The 254-nt window shown below is 66.1% G+C and carries 1 pseudogene; it reads left to right on the top strand.

Going from position 1 to position 254, the window contains the following annotated elements:
- Window positions 1-254 (top strand): annotated as a pseudogene (locus tag AC2ETI_RS32805) (hydroxylase); the annotation flags it as partial.

Below are 254 nucleotides of genomic sequence, written 5' to 3'. Positions count from 1 at the left end.
CAGTTCGCCGACGAGATCCGCGCCGACGGAGTCGAGGGCGACAAGCTGATGCGCTTGACGGACGGCAGCGCGAAGCGCCTGCGCGACTCCGGCGTCATCCGGATGTTCCAGCCGAAGGAGTTCGGAGGCCTCGAGGCACATCCGCGTGAATTCGCCGAGACGGCAATGGCTATCGGCGCGATGGACGGTGCCACGGGCTGGGTCAGCGGCATCGTCGGTGTTCATCCGTGGGAGCTTGCGTTCTTCGACCGCAA

The sequence above is a fragment of the Rhodococcus sp. MurmanLake-1 genome (assembly GCF_056945715.1).
The sequence above is the reverse complement of the archived record's forward strand: the minus strand, read 5'-3'. Positions and strand labels throughout refer to the sequence as shown.